Here is a 21,822-nt window from a genome sequence, read left to right as displayed (position 1 = left end):
TCTAGCGGTTCTCGATATCGATGTAATCGCGGGCGGTCGGGCCCATGTAAAGCTGGCGCGGCCGGCCGATTTTCATCGCTGGGTCGGCCAGTTGTTCCTTCCACTGAGAAATCCAGCCCACCGTGCGCGAGACGGCGAAGATCGGGGTGAACATCGCGGTGGGAAAGCCCATCGCTTCGAGGATGATCCCAGAGTAGAAATCGACATTGGGAAAGAGTTTTTTCTCGATGAAATAGGGGTCTTGAACCGCGATGCGCTCAAGCTCCTTGGCGATTTGCAGCAGCGGGTTGTTTTCGACACCCAAGAGATCCAGCACCTCATCGGCGGATGTCTTCATCACCGTGGCGCGGGGGTCGAAGTTCTTGTAGACACGGTGGCCAAAGCCCATCAGGCGGAAGGGATCGTTCTTGTCCTTGGCGCGCGCGATGAATTCGGGGATCCGGTCGACCGAGCCGATTTCCTTGAGCATCTCGAGGCAGGCCTGATTGGCGCCGCCATGCGCGGGCCCCCAGAGACAGGCGATGCCGGCTGCGATACAGGCAAAGGGGTTCGCCCCCGAGGACGAAGCCAGACGCACCGTCGAGGTGGAGGCGTTTTGTTCATGGTCGGCATGCAGCGTGAAGATGCGGTCCATCGCGCGGGCCAGCACCGGGTCGACCACATAGTCTTCGGCCGGAACGGCAAAGCACATGCGCAAGAAGTTCGAGGCGTAATCAAGATCGTTGCGCGGATAGACAAACGGCTGGCCGATCGAGTATTTATAAGCCATCGCGGCGATCGTCGGCATCTTGGCAATCAGGCGATGGGATGCGATCTCGCGCTGGTGGGCATCGTTGATGTCGGTGCTGTCGTGATAGAAGGCCGACATCGCGCCGACCACGCCCACCATGGTTGCCATCGGATGCGCATCCCGCCGGAACCCCCGGAAGAAATTGTGCATCTGTTCATGGATCATCGTGTGACGGGTGATCGTGGTTTCGAAATGTTCCAGTGCAGCGGCCGACGGCAGTTCGCCGTACAACAGCAGGTAGCACACTTCGAGGTAATGCGATTTTTCGGCCAGCTGGTCGATGGGATAGCCGCGGTGCATCAATTCGCCCTTGTCGCCATCGATGAAGGTGATCGCGCTCTCGCAGGCCGAGGTCGAGGTGAAGCCCGGATCATGGGTGAACACGCCCGCTTGCGCATAAAGCTTGGTGATGTCGATGACATCGGGGCCGGCGGTCGGCGAATGGATCGGCAGCTCATAGGTTTTGCCGTCGATCGTCAGGCTGGCGGTGCGTGTCGTCTGTGCCATGGTGGTCCCCCTCTGCATCATGACCGGCGGGTGCAGATGCGCCGCGCGCGGAAAAATGGGGCTTTGCCTTGCGGACGGCCCCTGTTCGGTTTGTGGCCCCCCGGTTCAGCCGTCGCGGGAAGCGGCATCCGTCAGGCGGGCGATCGTTTCGTCGCGGCCGATGACGAGCATCATGTCATAGACGCTGGGGGTAACGCTGCGGCCTGCCAATGCGGCCCTGAGCGGGCCTGCAAGTTTGCCGAATTTCAACCCATGGGCCTCGGCGGCATGGGTCAGCGTCGCCTCCAGCGTGTCACGGGTCCAGCTAGCATGCTGCAACTGCGCAGTCAATTCACGCAGTATACCACGGGATACTGCATCGAGTTGCGCCGCCGCCGCCGCATCGGGGGTGATGGGGCGGCCGGCCAAGGCAAATTGGCCTTTTTCGAGCAATTCCGGCAGCGATTTCGCCCGATCCTTGAGGCAATACATCGCAGTTCCGAGCCTATCATGCTGCATGTGCGAAAGCGGCGCTTGCCCGGTCAGCGCAAGATATCGCGTGATCTCGGCCATCAGATCGGCATCCGACATGCGGGCGATGTGCCATCCGGCCACGCTTTCGAGTTTCTTGAGGTCAAGCCGCGCGGGCGCACGCCCGATTCCCGCCAGATCGAACCACTCCAGCGCCTGTGCATCGGTAAAAAGCTCGTCATCGCCATGGCTCCAGCCAAGCCGGGCCAGATAGTTGCGCATCGCGGCCGCAGGCACGCCCATCTGTGCGTAATCCATCACACCCGTCGCGCCATGCCGCTTGCTGAGCTTTTTGCCATCCGGGCCATGGATCAGCGGAATATGCGCCCAGACCGGTTCCGCCCATCCCATGGCGCGATAGATCTGCGCCTGACGCGGGGCATTGTTCAGGTGGTCATCGCCCCGGATCACATGGGTCACGCCCATATCGTGATCATCGACCACCACCGCCAGCATGTAGGTGGGCGTGCCGTCCGAGCGCAGCATCACCATGTCGTCCAGCTGGTCGTTGGCAAACGTCACCCGGCCCTGCACGGCATCCTCGATCACGGTTTGGCCTGTCTGCGGTGCCTTGAGGCGGATCGCATAGGGTGCATCGGGGTGATCGGCGGCGGGCGCGTCGCGCCAGGGGCTGTGGTAGAGCGTCGAGCGGCCTTCGGCGCGGGCGGCCTCGCGGTAGGCTTCGATGGTATCTTGGCTGGCAAAGCATTTGTAGGCATGCCCGCGCGCCAGCATTTCATGGGCGATCTGCGCATGGCGGGGGACGCGTTCGAACTGGCTGACGGCGTCGCCATCCCAGTCGAGACCGAGCCACCGCATCCCGTCGAGAATCGCTTGCGTCGCCTCGGGGGTGGACCGGGCGCGGTCGGTGTCTTCGATCCTGAGCAAGAACTGGCCGCCACGCGCGCGGGCAAAGAGCCAGTTGAACAGCGCCGTGCGTGCCGTGCCGATGTGCATGATGCCCGTGGGCGAGGGGGCGATGCGGGTGATGATCTGCTGTGGTGCGGTCATCTTGTTCCTTTTCGCGCCGATCGCGGGCGGGCGGGGCCGGCGCGGCGTTAACCAGTTGGAAACCATGTCGGGGCTAGGCTTGACGCTTCGTTAACGCATCACGAAGGGCGCTGACAAGGCGGTGACCGATTTCGTCGATACTGGGCCCGTGCGCGGGCAAGCACCGGTCGCGCTGCGGATGGCGCTGGGGGGCTTGAGCGCGCTTGGCCATGCGCAACGCGGTGCGCTGATGCCATGGTCGGCTGTGATGCTGGGCCTTGGGGTGGCGCTTTATTTTGCGTTGCCGCAAGAACCCGGCCCGGTGGGCTATGGCGTGACGGCGGCGCTTTTGGTGGCGGGCGTGGCGGTGGCGGTGATCTGGCGTGCGGGCATCGGCCCTTTGGGTGTTGGGGTGGCCATGGTCGCGCTGGGGGTGCTGGCCGCGGGCCACCGCGCGCATGGCGTGGCGGGGCCGGTGCTGGATTTTCGCTATTACGGCGCGATCGAGGGGCGGGTTGTGGGGGTGGACCGATCGGCCTCGGATGCGACGCGGCTGACGCTTGATCAGGTCCGGCTCGAAGATATGGCACCTGAGCGGACACCGCTCCGGGTGCGCGTGGCGTTGCATGGCGATGCGGCCGGATCGGCGCCTGAACCGGGCAGCATCGTGATGGTGACGGGCCATCTGTCGGCGCCGTCCGGCCCGGCCGAGCCGGGCGGCTTCGATTTTCAGCGCCATTCCTATTTCCTGTCGTTGGGCGGTGTCGGCTACACGCGCACCCCCCTGATGCTTCTGGAGGTGCGTGCGGCGGGCGCGGCGCGCTTGTTTCATCTGCGCATGCGCCTGTCGGCGGCCATCCAAGATCGCATCGCGGGCCAGCCCGGCGCCTTTGCTGCCGCCGTGCTGACCGGTGATCGATCCGGGCTGGAAGCCGGGCCGACACAGGCGATGCGCGATGCCAATATCGCCCATCTTCTGGCCATTTCCGGCCTGCACATGGGGTTGCTGACGGGCTTTGTCTATGCGGCGCTGCGGTTGGGTCTGGCGCTGATCCCGGTGCTGGCCTTGCGCTACCCGATCCGCAAATGGGCCGCATTGGGGGCCTTGCTGGCGGGGGCCTTTTATCTGGCGCTCTCGGGGGGGAATGTGGCGACCGAACGGGCCTTCATTCAGGCGGCGGTGATGTTTGCGGCGGTGCTGCTGGACCGGCGCGCCATCACCCTGCGCTCGGTCGCGATTGCCGCGATCATCGTGCTTTTGAACCGGCCCGAAACCCTGATGTCGCCGGGATTTCAGATGTCCTTCGCGGCCACGGCCGCCCTGGTCGGGGCTTTTGGCTTGCTGCGGACGCTTCAGTTGGGCGCGGCTTGGCCAAGTTGGGCAAAGGCGGTGCTTATGCTCGTCGTCTCGTCGGTGGTGGCGGGGGCAGCCACCGCGCCTTTTGCGGCGGCGCATTTCAACCAATTCCCGGTCTATGGCCTGTTTGCCAATCTGTTGACCGTGCCGGTGATGGGCAGCGTCATCATGCCCGGTGCGGTGGTGGCCACGCTGTTGACGCCCATCGGCTTGGCGGGACCGGTCTGGTTTGTGATGGAATGGGCGCTGATCTGGATCCTGGGCGTGGCGGAATGGGTTGCGGCCTGGCCGGGGGCCGTGGCAGCGGTTGCGACCCCGCCGGGTTGGATGCTGGGCGTCGTGACCATGGGTGGGCTTGTCGTTTTGCTCTGGCAGGGGCGCGCGCGTTGGCTGGGCGCACTGCCCATTGTCGTCGCCCTGATCAATTGGAACGGCGAGGGGCGTCCGGTTGTGCTGGTGTCCGACAGCGGCGGCATGGTCGGCATCTTGTCGCCAGAGGGCCGCGCGCTCAGCCGCCCCCGCGGGGACGGATTTGTCGCAGGCGTCTGGCTCGAAAACGACGGTGACCGGGTGGCTCAAGACGGGGCGGCCGCGCGCGATCTGTGGCGTGCGGAGGGCGCAGGTCGGGCAAGCGATCTGGCCGGGCTGCGCATTTGGCACGCTACGGGCCGAACCGGGGCCGAAGCGGCGGCCCAGGCGTGCGCCACCCATGATGTCGTCATCTTGTCGGAACCCGCGCCAGCGCCCGTGCCGGTGACCGCGATCGCAGCCCTGTTGCAGCCGCGCATGACACTTGCCGGCCACCTGCCTGTCACGCTTTATCCAGATGCCGGTTGCCTGGTGTTCGATGGCCCCTTGCTGGCCCAGACCGGCGCCTTGGCCATCACCCACAGGCAAGGCGCGCTGATTGTCACCAGCGCGCGCATGCATCAGGGCGACAGGCTGTGGTCACCCCCGCCCCGGGACCGGGGTCAGTAGCTGCGGATCAGGCCGACCAACCTGCCTTGAACGGTCACCTGATCGTCGCGGAACATGCGCGTTTCATAGGCTGGGTTTGCCGCTTCCAGTGCGATCATCCCGCCCTTTCGGCGCAAACGTTTCAGCGTCGCCTCATGGCCTTCGACCAGCGCCACGACGATATCGCCATTTTGCGCCGTGCCGCCCTCTTCGATGACTACGATATCGCCATCGTTGATCCCCGCCTCGATCATCGAATCGCCTTTGACCTCAAGGGCGTAATGGCTGCGCCCGCTGCGCAGCATCTGCTGGGGCACGGCGACATGGCTTGCCACCTCGGAAATCGCTTCGATGGGTGTGCCAGCGGCGATGCGACCCATGACGGGCACGTCCGTCGCGGCCGCTGCGACCGGCATGGCCCCGCGCGGCGGATCAACCCGATCCCCCTTGATCACGCGCGGCGCAAAGCCGCCCTTTTCCATCGCCTCGGGCATCTTGAGGATTTCAAGCGCGCGCGCGCGGTGGGCCAGTCTGCGGATAAAGCCGCGCTCTTCCAGTGCGGTGATCAGCCGATGAATGCCGGATTTGGAGCGCAGGTCCAACGCCTCCTTCATTTCGTCAAAGGACGGTGGCACGCCGTCGCGCTGTACGCGGGCATGGATGAATTCCAACAGATCACGCTGCTTGCGGGTCAGCATCGGCTCGTTCTCCCTGAATCCGAAAGCCTGAGGTTTGTTCAGGTTATGTTCTAAACCTGTTCCCGCTCCGTGTCAACGAATCAACTGTCATGCGGTGCCAGCGGCAGATGCTCGATCACATCGCCCGCCTTGCGCGGCCCATCTTCAGGCGCACGTACCAACAAGGTGCCTGCCTCCGACAAGACGCTCAAAAGCGAAGAATCCTGCACCGCATAAGGTGTGATGACCGGCAGGTCAGGGCCCGCTTCCACCCGTGCCCGCAGGTAATGCGCCCGGTTGCCATTGGCCGGCAGGTCGCATCCCAACCTGCCTGCCCGGCGTGCCCGCGCACGCGCCCCAAGCCCAAGCATCGCGCGCAGCATAGGCACCAGGAAAATCTCGCCACACACCATGGATGACACCGGATTTCCCGGCAGCCCCAACAGGGCCGCCCCCCCCAATCGCCCCGCCATCAGCGGCTTGCCCGGCCGCAAAGCCACCTTGTAGAACGATCGCTCAAGACCCAGGCCAGCGGTCACCCCCGCAACCAGATCATGCTCGCCCACAGAGGCGCCGCCGATCGTGACAATCAGATCTGCCCCTTGGGCCAGCGCCAGAACCTGTGTCAGGCTTGCGCAGTTGTCGCGCGCGATGGGCAAAAGCCGCGCGCGGCAGCCCTCGGCCTCGATCATCGCCTTCAGCCCATAGATGTTGGAGGCGATGATCTGATCGTCTCGGGGCGCCTCTCCGGGGCTGACCAACTCATCGCCCGTTGCGATCAAGGCCACCTCGGGCCGGCGGAACACATCGAGCACCGGCGCATTCATCGCCGCACAGAGCGCAATATCGGCGGGCGACAGCCGTCGGGGCGCTGCAAGCCGGGCGCCCGCCCGGAAATCGCAACCGGCCGCGCGGATATTGCTGCCCTCATCGAGCCGCGGACCCAGAAGGATCGTGTCCGCCTCGCGCGCGACATCCTCTTGCACGACCACGCAATCGGCCCCCCGCGGCAGGGGCGCGCCGGTAAAGATGCGCAAGGCCTGGCCTGCGCCGATCTGTCCCGCCCAGGCGCGCCCGGCCGGGGCCTCGCCCACCACGCTCAGCCGCGCGCCTGTCACCCGGTCTGCCAGCGCCATCGCGTAACCATCCATGGCCGAGGCCGCAAAGGGCGGCTGGTCGCGGCCTGCCACCACATCGGTTGCCAGAACACGGCCCATGGCATCGGCCAGCTTGACGCTTTCGGTTCCAGCGGGCCGCACCAAAGCCAGACATGCAGCCAGCGCCTCCTCGACCGAGATCATGCGCAACGCCCCTTCACTGCTTCATCTTTCCGAAAATACGCATGCTGTCCCCGCCACGGGCACGAGCGTCCGCAACGGCGCGCGCTGCGATTATTCGTACGAATAATCGCACCCCTCAGCCCTCGGCCTCGTAGCGCCCCGATTTGCCACCATCCTTCAGCACCACGCGGATGCCCCCGATCTCGATGGATTTTTCAGCCGCCTTCAGCATGTCATGCACCGTCAGCGCCGCCACTGAAACGGCCGTCAACGCCTCCATCTCCACGCCGGTCTGGCCGGTGGTCTTGACGGTCGCCGTGATCCGCACCCCCGGAAGGGCGGCATCAGGGACAAGCTCCAGCGCCACCTTGGTGATCGGCAGCGGATGGCACAACGGGATCAGATCGGCGGTTTTCTTGGCCCCCATGATCCCGGCAAGCCGTGCAATCCCCAGCACATCGCCCTTTTTCGCGGTGCCTGCGGTCACCAGCGCCAAGGTTTCCGGGCGCATCCGCACCCACCCCTCGGCCACTGCCACGCGGTCGGTCACGGCCTTGTCCGAGACATCGACCATATGCGCCTGACCCGCGCTGTCGAAATGGGTCAAGTCCGCCATGGATCACGCCCCCGCCATGACAGGATGGGCCAGCATCGCGCGGGTGGCCGCCGTCACATCGGCCTGTCGCATCAGGCTTTCGCCGATCAGGAAACTGCGCGCGCCCGTTTGCGCCATGCGCGCCAGATCGGCAGGCCCGAACAGCCCCGATTCCGAAATCACCATGCGCCCTTTGGGCACGCGCGGGGCCAGCGCTTCGGTGGTCTCGAGCCGGGTCTCAAAGCTGTTGAGATCGCGGTTGTTGATCCCGATGAGCGGGCTTTTCAGACGCAGGGCCCGGTCCAGTTCGGCCGCGTCATGCACCTCGATCAGCGCGTCCATGCCCCAATGGGTGGCGGCGTCCTCCAGTTCGGCGGCCTGCCCATCCGTGACGGACGCCATGATGATCAAGATGCAATCGGCCCCCCAGCCGCGCGCTTCGGCCACCTGATAGGTGTCATACATGAAATCCTTGCGCAGACAGGGCAGGGAACTGGCCGCCCGCGCACGGGCCAGATACTCGGGCTTGCCCTGAAAGCTGGGCGTGTCGGTCAGGACCGACAGACAGGCCGCCCCACCGGCTTCATAGGCTTTGGCCAACAGGGGCACGTCGAAATCGGCGCGGATCAACCCCTTGGAGGGGCTGGCTTTCTTGATCTCGGCAATCAGCCCGTATCCGCTTTGCTCTGCGTGTCGGAGCGCGCCACAAAACGGGCGCACGCGGGGGGCAGAACGCGCGGCGTCTTCAAGCTGCGCCAATGGGCGGGCCGTTTTGGCAGCGGCGATCTCATCGAGCTTGTAGGCCTTGATCTTGTCCAGAATGGTGGCCATGGGCGTCAAGCTCCTTGTGTGATGGCGGCGAGCTTTTCGACCGCTCGTTTCGCCGCCCCGCTGTCGATGCTGTCGCGGGCGATCTCGACGCCCGATTTCAGATCACCCGCGCGCTCGGCCACGACAAGGGCCGCCGCCGCATTCAGCAGCACCGCATCGCGGTACGCCCCCGGCGCCCCATCGAGAAGCGCGCGCAGCGCGGCGGCATTTTCGGCCGGGCTGCCGCCCAGGATATCACGGAACGGATGGGTGGGCAGGCCCGCCTCCTCGGGGTGGACCTCGCGGGGCTTGATCTTGCCATCCTTGAGCACCGCCACCGATGTGGTCCCCGAGATCGAGATCTCATCCGTGCCATCCGACCCATGCACCAGCCACGCGGCCTCGGACCCCAGCGCCTGCAGCGTCTCGGCCATGGGAAAAATCAGATCGATCGCGAAGGCGCCTGTCAACTGCCGCTTGACTCCTGCGGGATTTGTAAGCGGACCCAATATGTTGAAGATCGTCTTTGATCCAAGCTCCTGGCGCACGGGCATGACATGCTTCATCGCGGGGTGGTGCATGGGCGCCATCATGAAGCCGATGCCCGCCTCGGCGATGGCGCGCTCGACCACATGGGCGGGCACCATCACCTCGATGCCCAAAGCGCCCAAGGCATCCGCCGCCCCGGATTTCGAACTGAGGTTGCGGTTGCCATGTTTGGCCACCGGCACGCCCGCGCCCGCCACCACAAAGGCGGCTGCGGTCGAGATGTTGAGCGTGCCCATGCCGTCGCCACCCGTGCCCACGATATCCATCGCGCCCGCAGGCGCGCGCACGGGCACGCATTTGTCGCGCATCACCTGAGCGGCGGCGGCATATTCGGCGACGGATTCGCCGCGCGCCCGCATCGCCATCAACAGCCCGCCGATCTGGGCGGGGGTGGCGGTGCCTTCGAACAATTCCGCAAAGGCCGCCTCGGCCTGGGCGCGCGACAGCGGGCCTTCGGCTGCGGCGTAGATCAGCGGCTTCATCGCGTCGCTCATGCGGGAACGGCCCCCTTGGCCATATCGAGAAAATTCTTCAGCATCTCGCGCCCATGCTGGGAGCGGATGCTTTCGGGATGAAACTGCACCCCCTCGATGGGGAGTGTGCGGTGGCGCAGACCCATGATCGTGCCATCCGCCAGTTCTGCCGTCACCTCCAGCGTGGGCGGCAGGCTGGGGCGGTCGACCACCAATGAATGATAGCGCGTGGCCAGCAGCGGCGAGGGCAGGCCCGCAAACATGCCTTGGCCCGAGTGGAAAATCTCGCCCATCTTGCCATGCACGATCTCGCTGTGGCGCTGCACGCGCCCCCCAAAGGCCTCGCCGATGGTCTGATGGCCCAGACAGACCCCCAAAAGCGGCACGCCCGCGCCCGCTGCCGCCCGCGTCAGCGGCACACAGATGCCCGCCTGTGCCGGATCGCAGGGGCCGGGCGAAAGCACGATCGCCTGCGGGCTGAGCGCCAGCGCGTCTTGCACGCTGATCTGGTCATTGCGCACCACATGCGCCCCGGCGCCCAACTCGCCCAGATAATGGACAAGGTTCCATGTGAAGCTGTCGTAATTGTCGATGAGTAACAGCATGGCAGGTCCTGTCGCCCGGGGCGAATAGGGGGTGAAGGCGATGTGCGCCCGAGCTATACATGTTTCAAAGCCCGCGGGGGCGGTCAAGCGCAAGAGACAGTCGGCGGCTGCGGGTATTCGGGGTGCGTCGACCCCAAAAGGCGAAAGAGGGTCCAATGGGGCGCGGTCTGCTGGGTGGTCTGGGCTGGGGCATGCTTGTGGCGGGCGTGGTCTTGATCCTGCTGTCGCTGGGCTTGCCCTTGCCCGATGCCCCGGGCAAGCCGCAAGCGCCCCAAGCCCTCGAGGTACTTCCAGCGCCTGACGCGCCCGCAGATGGGATGCCGGTGCCGGCCGCGCCCATGCGGGGGTCGGGGCAGATGCCCGCCCCCCCCGATGTCGCCGCGCCGATCCTTCCGGGGCCTTTGTCCGCGCCCGCCAGCGCGCCCAGCCCCGCGCCGCTGACGCAAGGGGCGCTGCGCGATCGGGCCCCCGTCGCTGCGGGGCCAATCCCGGCACCTGCTGACAGCATCGCCGAAACACCGCCCCAACCCGCGCCCCAGAACCTGCCCGGCTTGGCCCCGCCGCATCTTGCCCGGGCTGGCGACACCGGGGCTGTGGGTGTCGCGCCAAACCGCATCATGGCCCAAGAGCCCGAGCAAAGCCTGGCCGGGATCGACACGGCACCCCCACCCGTGCAGATGCCCACCCCGTCGCTTGATCCCGTGGCCACACCCGTTGCCGCACCCGTTGTCGTGCCCGTTGTCGTGCCGCAGACAGTGACGCAAGCAGCCGCTGATGCGCTGGTCCCACCGGCTCCCACAACGCCCGAACCGGCCATGCCCGATGTGCCCAGAGGGGCCTTGGTCGCCCATGCGGTGGGCTTTGACCTGCCCGATGACCAGCCCCTTTTTGCGATTGTGCTGATTGACGATCCGGCCAGCCCGCTTGACCCCGGCAGCCTGTCGCGCTTTCGCTTTCCGGTCAGCTTCGCTTTGGACCCGTCACAACCCGACGCGGCGGCGCGTGCCGCGCTGGTGCGGGCGGCCGGGTTCGAGGTGGTGATCCTGGCCCCCGCATCCATCGCTGACGCTGCGGTCTCTGGCGATGTGGATCTGGCGCTGGCCGCTGCACGGGCCACGCTGAGCCACGCGGTGGCCGTGATCGACCGGCCTGCAGTGCGCCCGCCGGCCCGGCCGGTTGACCCGGCTGTGCCCGACGCGATCGCCGCCGGGCTGGCCGACACGGGCCATGGGCTGATCACCCTTGCCGATGGTCAAAACGCTTTGCAGTCACTGCCACCGCGCGCGCGGGTGGCGGCCGCACCGGCGTTCCGTCTGCTTGACGACGCCGATCAGCGCGCCCCGCTGATCACCCGCTATCTTGACCGCGCGGCCTTTGCCGCGGTGCAGGATGGCGCTGTCATCGTTGTGGGCCGGACCCGCCCCGACACGATCGAGGCGGTGCTGTCCTGGGCCTTGCGCAGCGCCACCAAGGGGGTGCGGCTGGCCCCGGTTTCCGCAGCCATAGAGCGCCTGAGCCAATAGGGCGCCAACACGCGTTGCGCGGGTTCAGCGGTTGGTTGGCCCCGAAAACAGGCCTGCATCCTCGGCTGCGCGCCGGATGGCGCGGGATTTGTTGACGGTTTCCTGAAACTCGGCCTCGGGGTCGCTGTCATAGACCACGCCGCCGCCGGCCTGAATGTAGAGCTTGCCGTCCTTGATCACCGCAGTGCGCAGCGCGATGCACATGTCCATGTCGCCGCCGGCGCTGAAATAGCCCACGCCGCCGCCATAGACGCCGCGCTTTTCGGGCTCCAGCTCGTCGATGATTTCCATCGCGCGGACCTTGGGGGCACCCGAAACCGTGCCCGCAGGCAGCCCCGCCAGAAGCGCCGACAGCGCATCTTGGTCATCGCGCAATTCGCCCACCACATTCGACACGATGTGCATGACATGGCTGTAGCGTTCGACGATGAATTCCTCGGTGGGCCGGACGGTGCCGATCTTGGCCACGCGCCCCACATCGTTGCGCCCCAGATCGAGCAGCATCAGATGCTCGGCCAGTTCCTTGGGGTCCGACAACAGATCGGCCTCGAGCGCGCGGTCTTCCTCGGGGGTGGCGCCACGCTTGCGGGTGCCCGCGATGGGGCGGATCGTGACTTGCCCCTTGAAGACGCGCACAAGGATCTCGGGGCTGGCGCCGACAATCTGGAAGGGTCCGAAATTGAAGAAGAACATGAAGGGCGAGGGGTTTGTGCGCCGGAGCGCGCGGTAGAGCGCAAAGGGCGGCTCGGGGAAATCCTGTGTCCAGCGCTGGGACGGCACCACCTGAAAGATGTCGCCCGCGCGGATGTAATCCTTGGCGCGGTCGACGGCGGCCAGATATGCGGCATGGCTGAAGTTCGACACCGGCTCGGCCACGGCGCGCGCCTCGCCCATTTCGCGGCTGGCCGTGGCGGGTGCACGTTCCAGATCGCGCAGCGCATCCGACACCCGTTCGGCCGCCTGCGCATAGGCCGCGCGCGCCGACAGCCCCGATGACACCCAGGCGGGCGCAACCACCGTCACCTCACCCTTGACGCCATCGAGCACCGCGATGACCGAGGGGCGCATCAGCACCGCATCGGCAAGACCCAGCGGATCGGGGTTCACATCGGGCAGATGTTCGACCAGCCGGATCATGTCGTAGCCCAGATAGCCAAACAGCCCGGCGGCGGCGGCCGGCAGATGTTCGGGCATGTCGATGGCCGATTCCGCCAGCAGGGATCTGAGCGCGACCAGCGGCGGCTCGGAACAAGGCGCGAATGCCTCGCGGTCGAACCGCGCGCTGCGGTTGATGCGGCTGGTGGGGCCATGACATTCCCAGACCAGATCAGGCTTGCATCCGATGATCGAATACCGGCCCCGCACCTCGCCACCGGTAACGGATTCAAGAATGAAGCTGTCGCGCCCGGCATCGGTCAGCTTCATCATCACCGACACCGCCGTATCCAGATCGGCGGCAAGGCGGGCATGCACAAGCTGGTTGCGCCCGGCCGCCCAGCCCGCTTCGAAATCGGCGAAATCGGAAATCCGGGCCATCAGGGAAACTGCGTGTGAACGGCGTTGATCACCGACTGGTTCAACTGGATGCCCGCCTCGGCCTGGAGCGCCTGACCATAGGCTTCAAAGATATCCTGTGACACGGTTTGGGCCACGGCCTGACCGAGGATCTGCAACAGCATCGAGACATTCGGATCATCGCGCGCCGCAGGGTTGATGGCGTCCAAACGCACAACCAACATGCGATCCTCGCTGGCCACCAGGGTCACATCGCCCACGTCGCCCAGTTGAAAGATCTGTCCGACCAGCGTTGGCGGCGCATCGGGCACAAAGCCCTGCCGGCGGATCTGCGCCTCGGTTTCGGTCCGACCCAGATCCTCCAGCCGCGCGCCGCCGGTCAACGCGCCGATGATCGCCTCACCGCGCGCGGCCAGCGCTGCGCGCAGCGCGGTGGCGCGCCAATCGGCCACCACATCGCCCCGGATATCGGCCAAGGGGGGAAGGGTGGGCGGCACCACCTCATCAAGGCGCAGCGCGAAAAGCCCCCCATCCGACAGCGCGATCAGCTCGGGAAAATCGCCCGGTTGCACCGCCATGGCCGCCTCGCGAAAGCCGTCATAAGCGGCGATGCCATCCTCGGAGACGGGGGTATAATCGATCGTGCCCAGAACCATCTCGGTTGTTTCTGCCAGCTCTTCGAGCGTGGCACCCTCGGCCAGAAGATCATCGACCGGATCACGCAGGTCGTCAATCGCGCGGCGCGCCGCCTCGGCGGCCAGTTCGGCGCGCAAGTCCTCTTGCGCCTCTTCAAACGGGATCTCCGAGGCATCGAGCGCCGCGTTCACCCGAAACAGCGCAGGCCCCAGATCGGTGGCCACGGGGCCGATGATCTCGCTTTCGGTATCCGAAAAAATCGCCTCCGCCGCTTCGGCCGTCAGATCATCGCGCGTGACCTCGCCCAGATCGACATCCTCAAAGCGCAACCCGCGGTCGGCCACCAGCGTGTCAAAGCTGGTCTGGCCCGCCGCAATCGCGTCATAGGCCGCCTGTGCGCTGGGTGCATCGGCAAACACCAGCCTTTCCAGCAGCCGCCGCTCGGGCTGGAGATACTGATCGGCCCGCTCGTCATAGAGCGCACGCAAGCTTGCTTCGTCGATGGCCATGGCATCCGTCAACATCGCGGGTGTGACCCATGCATAGGTGATGCGCCGCGCCTCGGGGTCGGTGAAGCGGTCTGGATGCGCCTCGTAATGGGTCAAAAGCTCGGCGTCGGTGGGTTGCGGCACGGCGCCGGGCAGATCGGCCTCGGTCAGGATCAAAAGGCTCACATCGCGGGTTTCACCCTGATAGGCGACCAAGGGCTCGGTGATGGTGGTTTGGGGACCAATCCCGCCGATCACCGCCGCCTGCAACAGGCTGCGTGCGGTGTCTTCGCGCAGATCATCCTCGAACTCGGCGGGGTTCAACCCGTTCTGGCGCAAGGTGAATTCATAGGTTTCGCGATCAAATGCGCCGTCAAGCCCCTGAAAAGCCTGAATTTGCGTGATCTGGCGGGCCACTTCGGCGTCGCCGACCGACAGGCCCATGGCCTGTGCCTCATGGGCCAGCGCCGCGCGCGCCACCAGGGATTGCAGCACGGCCTGATCCACGCCTTGCGCGCGCAGATTGGCCAGCGTGACCGGCTGGCCGGTCTGGGCGATGCGGGCGCGGATTTCCTGATCGAGTGCGCGCGCATAATCTTCGGCGGTGATCTCGATATCGCCCACAGCACCCACGCGACTGGCCCCGCCCGAGAACGAGCCGATGCCGAAGCCCGCCAGCGCCACGAACAAAAGGCCCAGAATGATCCAGACAAAGAGGTTCGAGGCCTTTTTCACAGCCGATCGTGCCATCTGATACTGGTCCTTTCAGGCTTTGGGTGGGCCCTGTGCGGGCCCGATCTGATCAAGGGGTTGATTACGCGCTTGGGCGCAGCACGGCAAGGGCTGGGCGCAGGGGCGCCTAGAAATCAAGCGCGGCCAAGCGGTCCACCACCCTCACCAGACCTGTGGCATCGGCATTGGCAAAGGCGATGCGCAGCGTCGCCTCGGCCTGTCCGGTGCCGCCCTGATCGATGCGGGGGCCGAACATGGTGCCGGGCAGCACCAGAAGCGCGGCCGCGCCCACCATCCGTTGCGCCACCTGATCCGAGGGCAGGGCAAAGGGATGGCGCACATAGGCGAAATAAGCCCCGCATCCCAGGAGTTGCCAGGCGGGCAGGCGTGCGAACTCGCGCCGCACCGTGTCGCGCCGGGCCAGGATTTCGGCCCGTTCCCCGGCCAGCCAATCGCCCAGATGCCGCATCCCCCAGAGCGCGCCGATCTGGCCCACCTGCGGCGGGCAGATCGCCACGGTGTCGAGAAATTTCTCCACCTCGGCCAACCGCGTCTCGGACGCCATGATGGCGCCCACCCGGTGACCCGTCAGCCGATAGGCTTTGGAAAAGGAATACAGATGGATCAGCGTCTTGTCCCAATCGGGATCGGTGAACAGATCATGGGGCGCGCCCGTGCCGGAGTGGAAATCGCGATAGGTCTCGTCCAGGATCAAGGCCAGCCCGTGGCGGCGCGCCAGATCGTAAAAGGCCCGCAAAAGCGGCGCCGGATATTCCACGCCCGCCGGGTTGTTGGGGCTGATCAACACGATGGCACGGGTGCGATCGGTGATCAGGCTGGCGGCCTGTTCGGGGTCGGGCAACAGATCATCGCCCGTGGGCAAGCTGACGGCGCGCACGCCTTCCATGTCGAGCCACATCTTGTGGTTGAAATAGAAGGGCAGGGGCAGGATCACCTCATCGCCCGCGCCCGCCAGCGTCGACATCGCGGCCGTGAAGGCCTGATTGCAGCCCGCCGTCACGGCCACCTGCGCGGGGCGGATCGCGCCGCCATAGCCCACCGACCATTGCGCCGCCAGTTCGGCGCGCAAGTCGGGCAAGCCCAGAACCGGGCCATAAAGATGGCTGGCCGGGTCCGTGATCATCGCTTCGGCCATGGCGCGCACCAGCGCCTCGGGCGGTGGTTCCACCGGGGCAGCCTGGCTGAGATTGATCAGCGGGCGCTCGGGCGCAAAGCTTTGCCCAAGGATCCAGCGCCGCGCCTCCATCACCGGGGGCGCAAAGGTCTTTGCATAAGTCGGATTGATCGGCTGCATTCCCGCCCCACCGCACGGCTTCGCGCGGTGCCCCTGCTGGTTTGTTGTTCATGTATCTCTGCCGGAGGGATCCTCAACCGGCAAAAGACGCAGGCGCCGGGCCATCCGACCCGCCGCCCCAAGCCACCCGCCTAGAACGGGATCTCATCATCCACATCGCCGCCGCCGCCAAAGCCTGACCGGCCCGCGCCGCCCGATCCGCCGCGATCATCGGGATAGCCACCGCCGCCGCGATCATCCCCATAGCCGCCAGCCGCCCCACCACCCGACGCGCCCGAAGGTCCGCCGCTGCCGCCGTCGCGCCCATCGAGCAAGGTCAGCGTGCCGCTATAGGGCCGCAACACGATCTCGGTGGTGTAGCGCTCCTGACCGGACTGATCTTGCCATTTGCGGGTTTCCAGCTGGCCCTCGATATAGACCTTTGAGCCCTTGCGCAGGTATTGTTCGGCGATACGGGCCACAGGTTCCGAAAAGATCGCGACCGAATGCCATTCGGTGCGTTCCTTGCGTTCACCCGTGGTGCGGTCTTTCCAGGTCTCGGAGGTCGCGATGCGCAGATTGCACACCTTGCCGCCATTCTGAAAGCTGCGCACCTCGGGATCGCGGCCCAGATTGCCGATCAGGATTACCTTGTTGACGGATCCGGCCATGTCATTTCCCCCCTGTCCGGTCGATGTTTCATAACAGCGGGCGCCCCCTGCGCGAGTCACGCAATCGCAGCGCCGCGCTGCTTAGATCACCCCACTATGGTCAAGGAAAGGTTAATTGCGCCCTTGCCACAAGGGGGGTGGGCGCCAAAGGCTGGAAATTCTCCCTGGCTTGACCTATGGGTTGGTCAGGCTTTGCTCAACCATCGGTCCCATGCCCCGGTATTTTCGCGCCACCCGCTTTGCAGCCCTGCTGTGTTGCACAGCCCTGCCGGTGCTTGCCAATCCGATGGAGCGGTTCGGAAACGCGCTGTCGGTGATCGACGGACGTGCAGCAGGGCAATATGCGGCTTCGGCCCGGTTGCGCCCCGATTTTCAACCCGGCGCGCAGGATGTCGCGCGATTTGAGGGGCGCTATTCCGGCCCATGGCTTGACGTGGCCCGTGCGGCCGCGCGCCGCCATGGCATCCCCGAAGATCTGTTCTTGCGCCTTGTGCAGCAGGAATCGGCCTGGGATCCGCAGGCCGTCAGCCATGCGGGCGCCATTGGTCTGGCCCAGCTCATGCCCGACACCGCGCGCATGCTGGGTGTCGATCCGACCGATCCGGTGGCCAATCTCGATGCCGGAGCGCGCTATCTGGCCATGCAGTTTCGCAGCTTTCGCCGCTGGGATCATGCGCTGGCCGCGTATAATGCCGGACCCGAAGCCGTGCGTCAGCACGGCGGCATCCCCCCTTATGCCGAAACGCGCGACTATGTGCGCATCATTCTGGGACGAGGGTAGGGCGCGCGCTCTTGATGGCCCCCAAAAGGTAGCAGGGGCCAAGCCCGCGTGTCGCAGGCACCGACGACAACAAAAGGGCCACGATCCTTCGCAGGAAGGATCGCAGCATGCGAAAATTCGTACGAATTTTCGCTCAGACCCCGCGCGCGATCGCCGCGACGCCCGTGCGGGCCAGATGCACATCGCCCAAAGGCCGCATGAGTTCGCAAAAGGCGTCGACCTTGTCGGGCGTGCCGGTGATCTCAAAGACAAAGCTCTGCAGGGTCGAATCGACCACATTGGCCCGGAAGATCTCGGCGATGCGTAGCGATTCAACCCGGTGCTCGCCCTTGGCGACAACCTTGATCAGCGCCAGTTCGCGGCTGACAAAGGCGCCCTCGACCGTCAGGTCATGAACCTCGTGGACCGGGACCATGCGCTCGAGTTGCATCTTGATCTGGTTGATCACCTGCGGCGTGCCCGAGGTTACGATGGTGATGCGCGAGCGGTGGCCGCCATGGTCCACCTCGGCCACGGTCAGGCTTTCGATATTGTAGCCGCGCCCGGAAAACAGCCCGATCACGCGTGCCAGAACGCCCGGCTCGTTTTCCACCAGAACGGCCAGCGTATGGGTTTCCACCTTGTCCGACATATGGCTGCGAAGGTCGTAGGCGGAATGGCTCGACGAGCCTTTCTCGATGTTGAGCGGTGACATGGGCGGCCCCTGACAGGAAAACGGCCCGCCCAGTGTAGCCGGGCAGGCCGCGATGCGAAAGGGCCGAAATGGGCTTATTCGGCGGGCCGGGAAATGGCTGCACCGCGGCATGGCTTTGCCCGATGAGTGCATGAAAGGGGCCGTTTGCATGGCGTCTCTTTCCAGTGTCGCCATGGCCAGCCGTCGCGCAGCCCCGACTGATGTGGCGCGACCGGGATTGGATCAAGCGTGAAAAGACTGGTGTGGCAAAGATCCGGCCAGCGATATCTGATTTCACCCCGACGGCCTGTTGGCGCAGGCCATCTGCTTTCTGGAATGATCGGATAGGGCCGCTCAGGGCGCGCAGAGGCGCGACAAGACCTTGTACATTTCGTGCGTGACGGGCACACAGAGCACGTCAAAGAAAGCTCCGCGCCCGGTCAGGGTCGTGATGCGGTCGATGCGGTACAGATCATGGCCTCCGTTGCGGTCGAAGCTGTTGACATAAAGCCCATAGCCAAGTCGCCCGAAGAGATCGTCGAGATCGGATGTTGTGGTGCCGAAGGCTGCAAGGGTGCGTTCGTTCACCTCAAGATAGATCAGGGGCTTTGCGTCCGCGACGAAGCGCGACCCGGTCAAGACCTGCCCCTCAGTGCCTTCTGTGTCGAGCTTGATGTAATCCGGTGGGAAATACCGGTCGACCAACGCGTCGATGCCGTAGAAGGGCTGAACGGCCGGGGCCATGTTCGGCCCGGTGGCCCGCGGCACGAGCATGCTTGCGCCCGTGTTGGCGCGGTTTTCTTGAATGGCGAAATCCCCGTCCTGCACTGCGACGAAGGCGTTGAGGACCTCGATGCTCCGCCCCGGTTGCCTTCCGCGCTGCTTCGGGTCCGCCACGCGCATGAGATTGCGCGACAGGATGGCCGCGGTCACGGGGTTGCCCTCGACCGCGAGGATACGACCTCCGCCCATCATCTTTCCCAGCGCCGTCATCGAGAAGGTCCCGATGTGTGCACCGAGGTCGAAGAGCTGCGCCCTGGGCGACAGGACCGAACAGGCAAAGGCAAACTCGGGCCGGGTGTGATTGCCGAACTCAATGATCTGATCGGTGATCACATCATCGACATAAGCCTCGATCGGGCCGAAGCAGCTCTCGACCAGGTGCGTGGTCTTGAGCGAAAGCGCATGCCTCGGCCCTTTTTTTGCAACCTTGCGGAAGCGGTCGATCAAGCTCCGCACGGAAGGCCTCATACCAGCACGCCGCCCTCGGCACCGATGACGCCCTGGGTATCGACCTCGCCCATGATCATCTCGTTATGCGCCTTGCCCGAGGGGATCATCGGGAAGCAGTTCTCGTGCTTTTCGACCAGACAGTCGAAGATCACCGGCCCGTCATAGTTGAGCATCTCCATGATCGCGTCATCCAGATCGGCGGGGTCCTTGCACAAGATGCCCTTGGCGCCAAAAGCCTCCGCCAGTTTGACGAAATCGGGCAGCGCCTCGGACCAGCTGTGGCTGTAGCGCTCGCCGTGCAGCAATTCCTGCCACTGGCGCACCATGCCCAGACGCTCGTTGTTGAGGATGAACTGCTTGACCGGCAGGCGATACTGGATCGCGGTGCCCATTTCCTGCATGTTCATCAGCCATGATGCTTCGCCCGCGACATTGATCACCAGCGCGCCGGGATGGGCCACCTGCACGCCGATGGAGGCGGGCGTGCCATAGCCCATGGTTCCAAGCCCGCCGCTTGTCATCCAGCGGTTGGGCGCCTCAAAGCCCAGGAACTGGGCCGCCCACATCTGATGCTGGCCCACTTCGGTGGTGATGTAGCGGTCGCGCCCCTTGGTCAGGGCCTCAAGCCGTTCCAGGGCGAACTGCGGTTTGATGGTGGTTTCGGAATTGGTATAGCGCAGGCATTTGACCGCGCGCCATTCCTCGATCTTGTCCCACCATTTCTTGACCGGAACCGCGTTGGTCTTTGACCCGCGTGCCTGCCAGATGCGCAGCATTTCCTCCAGCACATGGGTGACATCGCCGATGATCGGAAAATCGGCGTGGATCACCTTGTTGATCGAGGACGGGTCGATATCGACATGCGCCTTGAGGCTGTTGGGGCTGAAATCGGCGATGCGGCCGGTGATGCGATCGTCGAAGCGCGCGCCGATGTTGATCATCAGATCACAGTCGTGCATCGCCAGATTGGCTTCGTAAAGCCCGTGCATGCCCAGCATCCCCAGCCAGTTCTGCCCCGAGGCGGGATAGGCGCCAAGCCCCATCAGCGTCGAGGTGATGGGAAAACCTGTCTGTGTCACCAATTCGGTCAAGAGCGTGCTGGCGCGCGGCCCGGAGTTGATCACACCGCCGCCCGTGTAAAACAGCGGGCGCTCGGCCTGTTCCATGGCCGCGACCAGCGCCTCGATCATGGCGGTGTCGCCCTTGACCTTGGGTTGATAGTGGCTGGTGCGTGCCTTGGGTTTGTCGACATACGTGCCGGTGGCGAATTGCACATCCTTGGGAATGTCGACCAGAACAGGGCCGGGTCGCCCATGGGTGGCGATGTGAAAGGCTTGATGGATCGTGTCCGACAGCTTGTCGGTTTCCTTTACCAGCCAGTTCATCTTGGTGCAGGGCCGCGTGATGCCGACGGTGTCTGCTTCCTGAAAGGCATCGGAGCCGATCATGAAGGTTGGCACCTGACCCGTCAGAACCACCAGAGGGATCGAATCCATCAGCGCATCAACCAGACCCGTGACCGCATTGGTCGCGCCCGGCCCCGAGGTGACCAGCACGACGCCCGGCTTGCCGGTCGAGCGCGCATAACCTTCGGCGGCATGGACAGCACCCTGTTCGTGACGCACCAGAATGTGGCGGATCGCGTTTTGTTGAAAGATCTCGTCATAGATCGGCAGCACGGCGCCGCCGGGATAGCCGAATACGACCTCGACGCCCTGTTCCTTGAGCGCCTCGACCACCATCTTTGCTCCGGTCATTTGCCGTGTCATCGCGTCTGTCCTTTTCTGTGTCCGGTTCATCATCAGTGCCGCGCCCTTTGGCACGAAAAAGCCCCCGGGGGGTAAACCGGGGGCGCATGGGATGCCAAGATGGCAGTCGTTACCGACCCATGCGCTTTTTCCCTACGTCATCTACGAAGCAGTCCATGGGCTGCCCCCCGTGCTGGTTGCATGCGGCGGACACTAGAAATGCTGCTGGCGGGCGTCAACCGTCAAATTGTCGAAAATGTCGTTCAGAGGGGCGGTTGCGCAACGAATCGAAACTTGCTGGCAAAAATGAAAAACATCCCTGCGCGGGTGAGTTGCAGGACACCTTGCAACCGCTAGTTCCGCAACGATCTTTTTCAAGGTCGATTTTTCCTCACCAAAATGGTCCGGTTTTGAGCAGTGCAGCCGCG

Annotated in this window: 19 protein-coding genes; 3 read left to right on the top strand and 16 right to left on the bottom strand. The window is 65.0% G+C overall.

Annotated elements, in window-relative coordinates:
• Nucleotide 1: 1 nt before the first annotated feature.
• Complete coding sequence (gene gltA, locus Q0094_RS13810; protein WP_297620774.1) at nucleotides 2–1,297, bottom strand: citrate synthase; 1,296 nt, start codon at nucleotides 1,295–1,297, stop codon at nucleotides 2–4.
• 105 nt (nucleotides 1,298–1,402) lie between these two features.
• Complete coding sequence (gltX, locus tag Q0094_RS13805) at nucleotides 1,403–2,818, bottom strand: glutamate--tRNA ligase (protein ID WP_297620771.1); 1,416 nt, start codon at nucleotides 2,816–2,818, stop codon at nucleotides 1,403–1,405.
• Between the two features lie 121 nt (nucleotides 2,819–2,939).
• On the opposite strand from gltX, the gene Q0094_RS13800 reads away from it, so the two are divergent.
• Entirely contained in the window at nucleotides 2,940–5,132 is a 2,193-nt protein-coding gene (locus Q0094_RS13800; protein WP_297620768.1) for a ComEC/Rec2 family competence protein, read from the top strand.
• Here Q0094_RS13800 and lexA read toward each other — a convergent pair.
• The 6 genes from lexA to Q0094_RS13770 all read right to left on the bottom strand — a co-directional run bounded on the left by lexA (nucleotide 5,126) and on the right by Q0094_RS13770 (nucleotide 10,100).
• On the bottom strand, nucleotides 5,126–5,809 hold the full coding sequence (gene lexA, locus Q0094_RS13795) for a transcriptional repressor LexA (protein ID WP_297620765.1): 684 nt from the start codon (nucleotides 5,807–5,809) through the stop codon (nucleotides 5,126–5,128). The genes Q0094_RS13800 and lexA overlap by 7 nt on opposite strands.
• An 80-nt stretch (nucleotides 5,810–5,889) precedes the next feature.
• Nucleotides 5,890–7,089 (bottom strand): gephyrin-like molybdotransferase Glp, encoded by a 1,200-nt coding sequence (gene glp / locus Q0094_RS13790; protein ID WP_297620761.1) that lies wholly within the window; start codon nucleotides 7,087–7,089, stop codon nucleotides 5,890–5,892.
• 115 nt (nucleotides 7,090–7,204) lie between these two features.
• Nucleotides 7,205–7,684: a cyclic pyranopterin monophosphate synthase MoaC gene (moaC, locus tag Q0094_RS13785; RefSeq protein ID WP_297620758.1), complete on the bottom strand. Its 480-nt coding sequence runs from the start codon at nucleotides 7,682–7,684 to the stop codon at nucleotides 7,205–7,207.
• A 3-nt stretch (nucleotides 7,685–7,687) separates the two neighbouring features.
• Complete coding sequence (trpC, locus tag Q0094_RS13780) at nucleotides 7,688–8,494, bottom strand: indole-3-glycerol phosphate synthase TrpC (RefSeq protein ID WP_297620755.1); 807 nt, start codon at nucleotides 8,492–8,494, stop codon at nucleotides 7,688–7,690.
• Between the two features lie 5 nt (nucleotides 8,495–8,499).
• Nucleotides 8,500–9,516 (bottom strand): anthranilate phosphoribosyltransferase, encoded by a 1,017-nt coding sequence (gene trpD, locus Q0094_RS13775; protein ID WP_297620752.1) that lies wholly within the window; start codon nucleotides 9,514–9,516, stop codon nucleotides 8,500–8,502.
• Nucleotides 9,513–10,100, bottom strand: coding sequence for an aminodeoxychorismate/anthranilate synthase component II (locus tag Q0094_RS13770; protein ID WP_297620749.1), 588 nt, complete (start codon nucleotides 10,098–10,100; stop codon nucleotides 9,513–9,515). The genes trpD and Q0094_RS13770 overlap by 4 nt, the downstream gene beginning before the upstream one ends.
• A gap of 155 nt (nucleotides 10,101–10,255) precedes the next feature.
• On the opposite strand from Q0094_RS13770, the gene Q0094_RS13765 reads away from it, so the two are divergent.
• Nucleotides 10,256–11,623 (top strand): divergent polysaccharide deacetylase family protein, encoded by a 1,368-nt coding sequence (locus Q0094_RS13765; protein ID WP_297620746.1) that lies wholly within the window; start codon nucleotides 10,256–10,258, stop codon nucleotides 11,621–11,623.
• 24 nt (nucleotides 11,624–11,647) lie between these two features.
• Here the strand turns inward: Q0094_RS13765 and trpE are convergent, their stop codons facing one another.
• The 4 genes from trpE to ssb all read right to left on the bottom strand — a co-directional run bounded on the left by trpE (nucleotide 11,648) and on the right by ssb (nucleotide 16,959).
• Nucleotides 11,648–13,159, bottom strand: a complete 1,512-nt coding sequence (gene trpE, locus Q0094_RS13760) for an anthranilate synthase component I (RefSeq protein WP_297620743.1) — start codon at nucleotides 13,157–13,159, stop codon at nucleotides 11,648–11,650.
• Nucleotides 13,159–15,012 carry a SurA N-terminal domain-containing protein gene (locus tag Q0094_RS13755; protein WP_297620740.1) on the bottom strand — a complete coding sequence of 618 codons (1,854 nt, stop codon included), beginning with the start codon at nucleotides 15,010–15,012 and terminating at the stop codon, nucleotides 13,159–13,161. The genes trpE and Q0094_RS13755 overlap by 1 nt, the downstream gene beginning before the upstream one ends.
• A 109-nt stretch (nucleotides 15,013–15,121) precedes the next feature.
• The gene (locus Q0094_RS13750; RefSeq protein ID WP_297620735.1) at nucleotides 15,122–16,309 is read right to left on the bottom strand and encodes an aminotransferase; all 1,188 of its coding nucleotides are present in this window, start codon (nucleotides 16,307–16,309) and stop codon (nucleotides 15,122–15,124) included.
• A gap of 131 nt (nucleotides 16,310–16,440) precedes the next feature.
• The gene (ssb, locus tag Q0094_RS13745; protein ID WP_297620732.1) at nucleotides 16,441–16,959 is read right to left on the bottom strand and encodes a single-stranded DNA-binding protein; all 519 of its coding nucleotides are present in this window, start codon (nucleotides 16,957–16,959) and stop codon (nucleotides 16,441–16,443) included.
• 211 nt (nucleotides 16,960–17,170) lie between these two features.
• Between ssb and Q0094_RS13740 the strand changes: the two genes are divergently transcribed.
• Nucleotides 17,171–17,740, top strand: a complete 570-nt coding sequence (locus tag Q0094_RS13740; RefSeq protein WP_297620729.1) for a lytic transglycosylase domain-containing protein — start codon at nucleotides 17,171–17,173, stop codon at nucleotides 17,738–17,740.
• Nucleotides 17,741–17,873: 133 nt separating this feature from the next.
• Here the strand turns inward: Q0094_RS13740 and ilvN are convergent, their stop codons facing one another.
• From ilvN to Q0094_RS13720, 4 genes are all read right to left on the bottom strand, one after another.
• The gene (ilvN, locus tag Q0094_RS13735) at nucleotides 17,874–18,434 is read right to left on the bottom strand and encodes an acetolactate synthase small subunit (RefSeq protein WP_297620726.1); all 561 of its coding nucleotides are present in this window, start codon (nucleotides 18,432–18,434) and stop codon (nucleotides 17,874–17,876) included.
• Between the two features lie 333 nt (nucleotides 18,435–18,767).
• A complete protein-coding gene (locus Q0094_RS13730; RefSeq protein WP_297620723.1) occupies nucleotides 18,768–19,643 on the bottom strand; it encodes an FkbM family methyltransferase in 876 nt (291 codons plus the stop codon).
• Nucleotides 19,644–19,660: 17 nt separating this feature from the next.
• Entirely contained in the window at nucleotides 19,661–21,415 is a 1,755-nt protein-coding gene (locus Q0094_RS13725) for an acetolactate synthase 3 large subunit (protein WP_297620720.1), read from the bottom strand.
• Nucleotides 21,416–21,607: 192 nt separating this feature from the next.
• Nucleotides 21,608–21,822: hypothetical protein (locus Q0094_RS13720; RefSeq protein WP_297620717.1), on the bottom strand; the 215-nt coding region annotated here is incomplete at its 5' end.

Source organism: uncultured Roseicyclus sp. (assembly GCF_937892565.1).
In the GTDB taxonomy this organism is placed as follows: Bacteria; Pseudomonadota; Alphaproteobacteria; order Rhodobacterales; family Rhodobacteraceae; genus Roseicyclus.
The sequence above is the reverse complement of the archived record's forward strand: the minus strand, read 5'-3'. Positions and strand labels throughout refer to the sequence as shown.